This is a genomic window from Pseudomonas sp. BF-B-26, assembly GCF_019956495.1.
Classification (GTDB): domain Bacteria; phylum Pseudomonadota; class Gammaproteobacteria; order Pseudomonadales; family Pseudomonadaceae; genus Aquipseudomonas.
Window position 1 is genome coordinate 81,313 of record NZ_JAHBDP010000063.1, and the last position, 8,011, is coordinate 89,323.

10 protein-coding genes and 1 pseudogene are annotated in these 8,011 nt (G+C 60.0%); 3 read left to right on the plus strand and 8 right to left on the minus strand.

Features of this window, described 5'->3' with window-relative positions; genetic code table 11:
• Window positions 1–28: 28 nt before the first annotated feature.
• Together KGB03_RS10425 and KGB03_RS10430 are read left to right on the plus strand one after the other, a co-directional pair.
• Window positions 29–1,048: an alpha-ketoacid dehydrogenase subunit beta gene (locus KGB03_RS10425; RefSeq protein WP_054597393.1), complete on the plus strand. Its 1,020-nt coding sequence runs from the start codon at window positions 29–31 to the stop codon at window positions 1,046–1,048.
• The gene (locus tag KGB03_RS10430; protein ID WP_223527024.1) at window positions 1,045–2,157 is read left to right on the plus strand and encodes an acetoin dehydrogenase dihydrolipoyllysine-residue acetyltransferase subunit; all 1,113 of its coding nucleotides are present in this window, start codon (window positions 1,045–1,047) and stop codon (window positions 2,155–2,157) included. Before KGB03_RS10425 ends, KGB03_RS10430 begins: the two co-directional genes overlap by 4 nt.
• A gap of 138 nt (window positions 2,158–2,295) precedes the next feature.
• On the opposite strand, the gene KGB03_RS10435 is transcribed toward KGB03_RS10430, so the two are convergent.
• Window positions 2,296–2,505 (minus strand): hypothetical protein, encoded by a 210-nt coding sequence (locus tag KGB03_RS10435; protein ID WP_223527025.1) that lies wholly within the window; start codon window positions 2,503–2,505, stop codon window positions 2,296–2,298.
• A 166-nt stretch (window positions 2,506–2,671) separates the two neighbouring features.
• Here KGB03_RS10435 and KGB03_RS10440 point away from each other — a divergent pair.
• Window positions 2,672–2,893 (plus strand): annotated as a pseudogene (locus tag KGB03_RS10440) (TetR/AcrR family transcriptional regulator); the annotation flags it as partial.
• Here KGB03_RS10440 and KGB03_RS10445 read toward each other — a convergent pair.
• From KGB03_RS10445 to modA, 7 genes are all read right to left on the minus strand, one after another.
• On the minus strand, window positions 2,890–3,174 hold the full coding sequence (locus tag KGB03_RS10445) for a hypothetical protein (protein ID WP_223527026.1): 285 nt from the start codon (window positions 3,172–3,174) through the stop codon (window positions 2,890–2,892). The pseudogene KGB03_RS10440 and the gene KGB03_RS10445 sit on opposite strands and share 4 nt — an antisense overlap.
• A gap of 312 nt (window positions 3,175–3,486) precedes the next feature.
• Window positions 3,487–3,717, minus strand: coding sequence for a hypothetical protein (locus KGB03_RS10450; protein ID WP_007946177.1), 231 nt, complete (start codon window positions 3,715–3,717; stop codon window positions 3,487–3,489).
• Window positions 3,718–3,844: 127 nt separating this feature from the next.
• Entirely contained in the window at window positions 3,845–4,066 is a 222-nt protein-coding gene (locus KGB03_RS10455) for a hypothetical protein (protein ID WP_111450131.1), read from the minus strand.
• Between the two features lie 72 nt (window positions 4,067–4,138).
• The gene (locus KGB03_RS10460; RefSeq protein ID WP_218538889.1) at window positions 4,139–5,179 is read right to left on the minus strand and encodes a DNA topoisomerase IB; all 1,041 of its coding nucleotides are present in this window, start codon (window positions 5,177–5,179) and stop codon (window positions 4,139–4,141) included.
• Between the two features lie 75 nt (window positions 5,180–5,254).
• Window positions 5,255–6,334, minus strand: coding sequence for a molybdenum ABC transporter ATP-binding protein (modC, locus tag KGB03_RS10465; RefSeq protein ID WP_218538888.1), 1,080 nt, complete (start codon window positions 6,332–6,334; stop codon window positions 5,255–5,257).
• A 3-nt stretch (window positions 6,335–6,337) separates the two neighbouring features.
• Entirely contained in the window at window positions 6,338–7,018 is a 681-nt protein-coding gene (modB, locus tag KGB03_RS10470) for a molybdate ABC transporter permease subunit (protein WP_008153716.1), read from the minus strand.
• The gene (modA, locus tag KGB03_RS10475; RefSeq protein ID WP_223527027.1) at window positions 7,019–7,786 is read right to left on the minus strand and encodes a molybdate ABC transporter substrate-binding protein; all 768 of its coding nucleotides are present in this window, start codon (window positions 7,784–7,786) and stop codon (window positions 7,019–7,021) included. It abuts the gene before it with no gap.
• Window positions 7,787–8,011: the final 225 nt, after the last annotated feature.

An 8,011-nucleotide genomic window follows, 5' to 3' on the forward strand; every position in this document is an offset into this window, starting at 1 on the left:
CCCTATAACAAGAATCGAGACCTTCATCATGGCGAGAAAAATCAGTTATCAGCAGGCAATCAACGAAGCGCTGGCCCAGGAAATGCGCCGCGACCCCAGCGTGTTCATCATGGGTGAGGACGTCGCCGGCGGTGCCGGTGCCCCCGGTGAAAACGACGCCTGGGGCGGAGTGCTGGGCGTGACCAAGGGCCTCTATCATCAATTCCCTGGGCGAGTGCTGGACACGCCATTGTCGGAGTTGGGTTATGTCGGTGCTGCAGTGGGCGCCGCGACCTGTGGTGTGCGCCCGGTGTGTGAGTTGATGTTCGTCGACTTCGCCGGTTGCTGCCTGGACCAGATCCTCAATCAGGCGGCCAAGTTTCGCTACATGTTCGGTGGCAAAGCCTCCACGCCACTGGTGATCCGCACGATGGTCGGCGCCGGGTTGCGGGCCGCCGCCCAGCACTCGCAGATGCTGACCTCCTTGTGGACCCACATTCCAGGGCTGAAAGTGGTTTGCCCGTCGTCGCCTTATGACGCCAAAGGTCTGCTGATCCAGGCCATCCGCGACAATGACCCGGTGATCTTCTGTGAACACAAAATGCTCTACAGCATGCAGGGCGAAGTACCGGAAGAGCTCTATACCATCCCCTTCGGCGAAGCCAACTTCCTGCGTGATGGCAAGGACGTGACGCTGGTCTCCTATGGCCGCACCGTCAACACTGCGATGGACGCCGCCCGCAATCTGGCCGCGCGCGGCATCGACTGCGAGGTGATCGACCTGCGCACCACCAGCCCATTGGACGAAGACAGCATTCTCGAAAGCGTGGAAAAGACCGGGCGCCTGGTGGTGATCGACGAAGCCAACCCGCGCTGTTCCATGGCCACTGACATCTCGGCCCTGGTGGCGCAAAAAGCTTTCGCCTCGCTCAAGGCGCCGATCGAGATGGTGACTGCGCCGCACACGCCGGTGCCGTTCTCTGATGCCCTGGAGGACCTCTACATTCCCGACGCGGCGAAGATCGAAAGCGCCGTGCTCAAGCTGATTGAGTGGAGCAAGCGTTCATGAGCCAGATCCATACCCTGACTATGCCCAAGTGGGGCCTGTCCATGACCGAGGGCCGGGTCGATGTCTGGCTCAAGGAGGAGGGCCAGGCTATCGCCAAGGGCGACGAAGTGCTGGATGTCGAAACCGACAAAATTTCCAGCAGTGTCGAGGCACCGTTTTCCGGGGTACTTCGTCGGCAGATCGCCCGCCAGGATGAAACCCTGGCGGTGGGTGCGTTGCTCGGCATCGTGGTCGACGGCGAAGCCAGCGAGGCGGAAATCGATGCGGTGGTCGAGCAGTTTCAGGCCGCGTTCGTGCCCGGTGACGGTGCCGAGGAAGACAGCGGGCCGAAACCGCAAAAGGTCGAGCTGGACGGACGGTTGATCCGTTACTTCGAGCGCGGCGAAGGTGGGGTGCCGTTGGTACTGGTACATGGCTTTGGCGGTGACCTGAACAACTGGATGTTCAATCACGAAGCATTAGCCGCCGGCCACCGGGTGATTGCGCTGGACCTGCCGGGCCATGGCGAGTCGACCAAACAACTGGCGCGCGGAGACCTGGATGAGCTGAGCGCAGTGGTGCTGGCATTACTCGATCACCTGGACATTCCCGCAGCGCATCTGGTGGGTCACTCCATGGGCGGCGCGGTGTCGCTGAACACTGCGCGTCTGGCTCCGCAGCGGGTCCGTTCCCTGACCTTGATCGGCAGCGCCGGTCTGGGCGAGGACATCAACGGCGATTACCTGCAAGGCTTTGTCGAGGCTACCAACCGCAATGCCCTCAAGCCACAGTTGGTGCAACTGTTCTCCAACCCCGAGCTGGTCAACCGGCAGATGCTCGAAGACATGCTGAAGTACAAGCGCCTGGAAGGCGTGGACGCGGCATTGAGGATGCTGGTTTCGGGCCTGTTTACCGAGGGCCGGCAGCAGCTGGATCTGCGCCATGTGGTGCAGGAAGGCCAGCAGTCGGTGTTGCTGATCTGGGGCAGTGACGACGCAATTATTCCGGTGAACCATAGCGCCGGGCTGAAGGCCCAGGTCGAGGTCCTGCCAGGTCAGGCGCACATGGTGCAGATGGAAGCGGCCGAGCAGGTCAATCGATTGATTCTGGACTTTGTGCAACAGCACTGACGCCCCCCCTTCCTGGTGGCCTCTCGCGGGGCGCCAGGTCTATTCAGGCGTAATGAATGCTATTAAATCAAGGGCTTGCGAGCGAAAGCTGATGCAAACCCTTGTTTGTTACTGGCTTGCTGTTTTAGCCAGTGGCAGTTATTGACCCGGGCCGCCAGCCCTTGGATTAGCGCCGCGTCGATCTTCGCCAGAAGGGTTGCCGGTATCGACAAGCCTTCTCTCGACCAAGACATTTTGAAGGGCCTGGCGGGCTGCCGGATCGAGCTGATGCTCTCTTTCTTTGAGTTCAAGCAAGATAGGGCTGGACCAAGTGCGATAGGTTTTCTCAGCAATACGAATAGGTGTCATCGGTCTCCTCCTTGATCAAGGCGCGCCAACGCAGCCGGCGCCATTTCGATTCGATAGAACCCTAGTCGAGAAATCTGTTTGCCGCCAAGCTGCTTCGATTTCATCCCTCATTTTCCCAGGCGCCCGTAGCAGCCGTGCGCCGAACATAGTCGGAAAAGTCCCGCGCCGGCCGACCTGGTCCGGGATGCAGGCGGACAAACAGCTCATGGCGTTGGAACTGCAGGAGAGTCGTATTGCGGGCGGGTTGTTGGCCGATGCGATGCTTCAGGTATTCCCCGACAGCGATGCGTTGCGGGTCGAGGCCTTCAAACGCATGTCGTTGCTGGAAATCATGGCGCCAGCGGCCGGATCGAGTGAACTCGATTCCGCCGCCGATGCTGTCAGCTAAACGAAAGGCTGGCCGGTGAAACCACGAGGCAATCGTTGCCGTCCTTCCATGGCGGTGAGCCGTTCGACCCAGGCCGCGCGCCAGTCTTTGGCGGTATGCATAACTTTGGCTTTGCGTGCGGCGCGGCGTGCAGCGTTGCGCTGTTCTTTGCGCGCATCCTTGAACGCGTCGGTGTTGCGACAGCTTCTGCATTTCACCCGGGTCAGTTCGCTGGTTGAAACGAGTTTGCTGCCTTTGTGACCGCAGGCCAGATGCCCGCCGACTTTGAAGTGAGTAACCATCAGACGCCTCCTTCGTGACGTGTGATTGTTTGACCTCCAGCGTGCGGTGAACGTTCGTTATCTGTGCAATGCGGACAAAAAAAAGGCCCGCATGCGGGCGGGCCAGGGGGATTCTTCAAAGGAGTCCGGTCACTGTAGGGCGTGAGTTGTGAACACAGCGTGAAACAGGCTGCGCAGACATAAAAAAGCCCAGCGTCAGGCTGGGTTGGGGATGCCGCAGAAAGCGTTCACGCAAGGACGCACTCGGTGACGATAAGGTCGCCGTTCATGCGTCCTGAATCAGGCCGTGTCCTTGAGGATGTCCAGATCGAATCATCTGAACCGCGGCAGGGGCGGGTCGACAGGTTTGAGCGACGACAGCGTATTGCGAATCAGTGGCGTGTCCTTCTCGATGTCGTTCAGACGATCACGGATTCTGAGGGCCGTCGGGTGCCCGCCTTGATGATCGACCCAGTCGGCAATTTCCTTGCATGCCGCTGCCAGGCGAGCCTGACGGGAGTCGAGCAGGGTGAGCAGTGTGGTGATGGACTCTTTTTCGGACATGGCAAACACCTCCGTTCAAGAAACCTTTGACTGGCAGCAAAAAGCCCGCGGGGAGCGAGCTGTCTGCCGATGGGGTCGCTAATCCTTCAGCCGTTCTTCAGTATAGACCCGTGAAAGGCAGGTAGCATCAGCCTTGTCGGGCCGTCACTTGCGACCTGGCATTCAGCTGCCGGCATTCGCGCCGGGCGTCTTCTTCACGATCGAAACCGTCCCCGATGAAGCCGCGGGTTCGAGTATCGGCGATGCGATACCAGACAGCGGCGTCAGGTGGTGGATGATCGGTTTCTCCGGCTCGGCGACCATGGATAATGATCTTGTTGCATCGCTTCACAACGAAAATGTCTTCCATGGCGTCACCGCAGCTAATTCAGGTTCACAACAACTATAGAAGCCATTTGCGATCGTGCAAAAAATAGACAGGTCAGTTCGTCGCTTCAACGGTTGCAATCATCTTCTCCAAAAACACCGCCAGCCCGACTTCCTCCGCCCTGAGCCCTTTGCGTGCTCGAGGTTTGGGCAGCTCAGCCAACGTACCCAAAAGAAAACCATCGAGCACCGCCGGGTGGATGTAGCACTTGCGGCAGACGGCCGGGGTGTTGCCCAGTTGTTTGGCGACGTTCTTGACCATCTCCACCACATGCCGCTTGGCATCCGACTCGGGCTCCCATTGCAGTTCCCGTAACACCGCCAACGCCAACGCGCTGCCGGCCCAGGTTCGGTAGTCCTTTGCGGTGAAGTCGGCACCGGTGAGCGTTTGCAGGTAGGCGTTGACGTCGGAGGAGCTGACGGTGTGTCGCTCACCGTTTTCATCCAGGTACTGAAACAGGTTTTGCCCGGGAATTTCCAGGCAACGTTTGATGATCCGCGCCAGGCGTCGGTCTTTCACTGTGATCTGGTGCTCGACGCCGCTTTTGCCACGGAACTGGAACTGGATCGCGGTGCCGTTGACCTCGACGTGACGGTTGCGCAGGGTGGTCAGACCGTAGGAGCGGTTGTCCCGAGCGTACTGGGTGTTGCCGACCCGAATCAGCGTCGCATCAAGCAAGGTGATGACCGTGGCCATGACCTTGTCGCGACTGAAACCGGGAGCCGCCAACAGCGTTTCAAGCTGTTGGCGCAGTTTCGGCAAGGCCAGGCCGAAGTCCCGCAAACGTGAGTACTTATCGGCATCACGCACCTCTCGCCAGCGCGGGTGATAACGGTATTGCTTTCGACCTCGGGCATCACGACCGGTGGCTTGCAGATGGCCGCACGGGTCGGCGCAAATCCACACATCGGTGTAGGCCGGCGGTACGGCGAGGGCATTGATGCGTTTGATCTCGTCTTGATCGGTGATGCGCTGACCCGCAGGGTCGTAGTAGCAGAACTTGCCGCGCAGTTTCTTGCGGGTGATGCCGGGCTGGGTGTCATCGACGTAATGCAGGTCGGATGGCAGCACATCGGGCAGCGCGGTATCGGGCATGGCGGTAGTCCTTGGCGGTGGATCAGGGGCCGTTACAGCCATTGACCGCACGCTGTTGCAGTGGTGCCAGCGGATTTACGCCAGCACCGCCACCGCCTTGATCTGCGCCCAGAGTTGCTGGCTGGGGTGCACGCCCAATTGGTCCCGGGAGTAGCGGGTGATCCGCGCCAGCAGCGGCGTGCCGCCAGCGTCCAGACGGATCAGCACGTGGGCGGCGTTGTCGGCGCCCAACTCACTGATCACGGTGACCGGCAGGCGATTGAGGATGCTGCTTTGCTCGACGCTTTGCAGGCTCAGGCTGACATCCCGCGCCTGAACCTTGCAGCGCAGCGCCTGACCCGGGGTCATCGGTGAGTGAGCCACGCGAATGTTCAGGGTCGTGTTCGGCAGTTGCAGGGTCAGCAACTGATAGTCGGGGTCATAGGCACTGACATGCCCCTCGATCACCACGCCGGCGTCGTCGCCCAGCGCCAGGGGCAGGTCGAGACGGGCCAGCGTTTCGCCAATAGCGCCGCTGGCCAGCGCCTTGCCATTGCTGAGCAGAACGAGGTGATCAGCCAACCGCGCAACTTCATCCTGTGAATGGCTGACGTACAGCACCGGGATGTCCAGCTCATCATGCAGTCGTTGCAGGTAAGGCAGGATTTCGTTTTTGCGCTGACTATCCAATGCCGCCAGCGGCTCGTCCATCAGCAACAGTTTCGGGCTGGTGAGCAAGGCGCGGGCGATGCCGACCCGCTGCCGTTCTCCGCCGGAAAGGTGCTGCGGATGGCGATCCAGCAAATGGCCGATCCCGAGCAGTTCGGTCGCTTGAGCCATGTCGACCCGTCGCTGTGGGCGAGGAATGCGCTTGAGGCCGAACTCCAGATTGGCCAGCACCGACAGATGGGGAAACAGACTGGCTTCCTGGAAGACGTAACCCAGCGCACGTTTGTGTGGCGGCACGAAAATCTTCTTGTCGCTGTCCTGCCAGATTTCATCGTTGACTTGAATGAAACCCTGCTCGGCCTTCTCCAGGCCAGCAATGCAGCGCAGGCAGGTGGTCTTGCCCGAACCGGAATGGCCGTAAAGTGCCGTGACGCCGCGGCCGGGCAATTGCAGATCCACCTCCAGGGCGAACCCTGAATACTTCAGTTTCAGACGCGTATGAATCATCGATCAGCTCCAGCCCGCTTTGGTTTTACGGCTGGAGTAAAGCGCCAGCAACACCATAAAGGAGAACACCAGCATCGCCCCGGCCAGCCAATGGGCTTGGGCGTATTCCATGGCTTCGACGTGATCGTAGATCTGCACCGAGACCACGCGGGTTTTATCGGGAATGTTGCCGCCGATCATCAGCACCACGCCGAATTCACCCACGGTGTGGGCGAAACCGAGAATAGCCGCAGTGATGAACCCGGGGCGGGCCAGCGGCAGGATCACGCTGAAAAACGTGTCCCAGGGATTGGCGCGCAAGGTCGCGGCCACCTCCAATGGGCGAGTGCCGATGGCGGAAAAAGCATTTTGCAGTGGCTGGACCACGAACGGCATCGAGTAGAGCACCGAGCCGATCACCAGCCCTGCAAAACTGAACGTGAGGGTGCCGAGCCCCAGGGATTGGGTGAAGTGGCCGACAAACCCGTTAGGGCCAAGCGCCAGCAACAGATAAAAGCCAATCACCGTTGGCGGCAGTACCAGGGGCAGGGCGACGATCGCCCCGACCGGGCCGCGCAACCATGAGCGGGTGCGCGACAGCCATAACGCAATCGGAGTGCCGATGACCAGCAGGATAACTGTCGTCAGCGACGCCAGTTTCAGGGTCAGCCAGATGGCGGAAAAGTCAGCACTCGATAGCGTCATTTAGAGTTGGTAACCGTAGGATTTGATGACAGCGGCGGCTTTCGGACCTTTGAGGTAGTCAACCAGCGCCTTGGCAGCCGGGTTGTCCTTGCCCTTGTTGAGGATCACCGCGTCTTGTTTGATCGGGTCGTGCATGTCGGCTGGAACGATCCAGGCCGAACCGCCGGTGACTTTGCCGTCTTTGTAGATCTGCGACAAGGCCACAAAACCAAGTTCGGCGTTGCCGGTGGACACGAACTGGTAGGCCTGGGTGATGTTCTGGCCTTCAACGATCTTGGTTTTGACCTTGTCGGTCAGGCCCAGCCTGGCCAGCACCTGAGTGGCGGCCAGACCATAAGGCGCGGCTTTCGGGTTGGCGATGGACAGGTGCTGATACTGGTTGTCGCTCAACACTTTGCCCTTGGCATCGACGTAACCTTCCTTGGCCGACCACAGCGCCAGGGTGCCGATGGCGTAGGTGAAACGCGAGCCTTTGACGGTGTCGCCTTCGGTTTCGAGTTTTTGCGGGGTGGTGTCATCCGCCGAGAGGAGCACTTCGAACGGTGCGCCGTTCTTGATCTGGGTGTAGAACTGGCCGGTTGCCCCATAAGCTGCGACCAGTTTATGCCCGGTGTCTTTTTCGAAATCGGCGGCGATCGCTTGAATCGGCGCAGTGAAGTTGGCGGCGACGGCAACCTGGACTTCATCCGCCTGGGCGGACCCGAAAGCGAACCCTGCGATCAGGGTTGCCAGGCAGGTGGGGGCAAAACATGAGGCACGAATGGTCATGAAACGGCTCCGTTGTAGGCAAGTGCAGCGAGAGGGGGTAAACGCTATATAGCGGAATATATAGCGAAATGCCTGCAAACGGAACTTTGTAAGAGCGAGAGACGTTCAGTTGTGACGAGGGGCTTACTTGTGGCGAGGGGGCTTGTCGGAACGCCGCATCGCCCCGTTGGGTCGCGCAGCGGCCCCAAAAGCTTTGCGACTGCTTCGCAGCCGAACGGGAGCAAG

What these genes read in the sequence shown, in the direction of transcription:
- KGB03_RS10425 (WP_054597393.1), top strand. Translation starts at nt 29, where the DNA reads ATGGCGAGAAAAATCAGTTATCAGCAGGCAATCAACGAAGCGCTGGCC.
- KGB03_RS10430 (WP_223527024.1), top strand. Translation starts at nt 1,045, where the DNA reads ATGAGCCAGATCCATACCCTGACTATGCCCAAGTGGGGCCTGTCCATG.
- KGB03_RS10435 (WP_223527025.1), bottom strand. Translation starts at nt 2,505, where the DNA reads ATGACACCTATTCGTATTGCTGAGAAAACCTATCGCACTTGGTCCAGC.
- KGB03_RS10445 (WP_223527026.1), bottom strand. Translation starts at nt 3,174, where the DNA reads ATGGTTACTCACTTCAAAGTCGGCGGGCATCTGGCCTGCGGTCACAAA.
- KGB03_RS10450 (WP_007946177.1), bottom strand. Translation starts at nt 3,717, where the DNA reads ATGTCCGAAAAAGAGTCCATCACCACACTGCTCACCCTGCTCGACTCC.
- KGB03_RS10455 (WP_111450131.1), bottom strand. Translation starts at nt 4,066, where the DNA reads ATGGAAGACATTTTCGTTGTGAAGCGATGCAACAAGATCATTATCCAT.
- KGB03_RS10460 (WP_218538889.1), bottom strand. Translation starts at nt 5,179, where the DNA reads ATGCCCGATACCGCGCTGCCCGATGTGCTGCCATCCGACCTGCATTAC.
- modC (WP_218538888.1), bottom strand. Translation starts at nt 6,334, where the DNA reads ATGATTCATACGCGTCTGAAACTGAAGTATTCAGGGTTCGCCCTGGAG.
- modB (WP_008153716.1), bottom strand. Translation starts at nt 7,018, where the DNA reads ATGACGCTATCGAGTGCTGACTTTTCCGCCATCTGGCTGACCCTGAAA.
- modA (WP_223527027.1), bottom strand. Translation starts at nt 7,786, where the DNA reads ATGACCATTCGTGCCTCATGTTTTGCCCCCACCTGCCTGGCAACCCTG.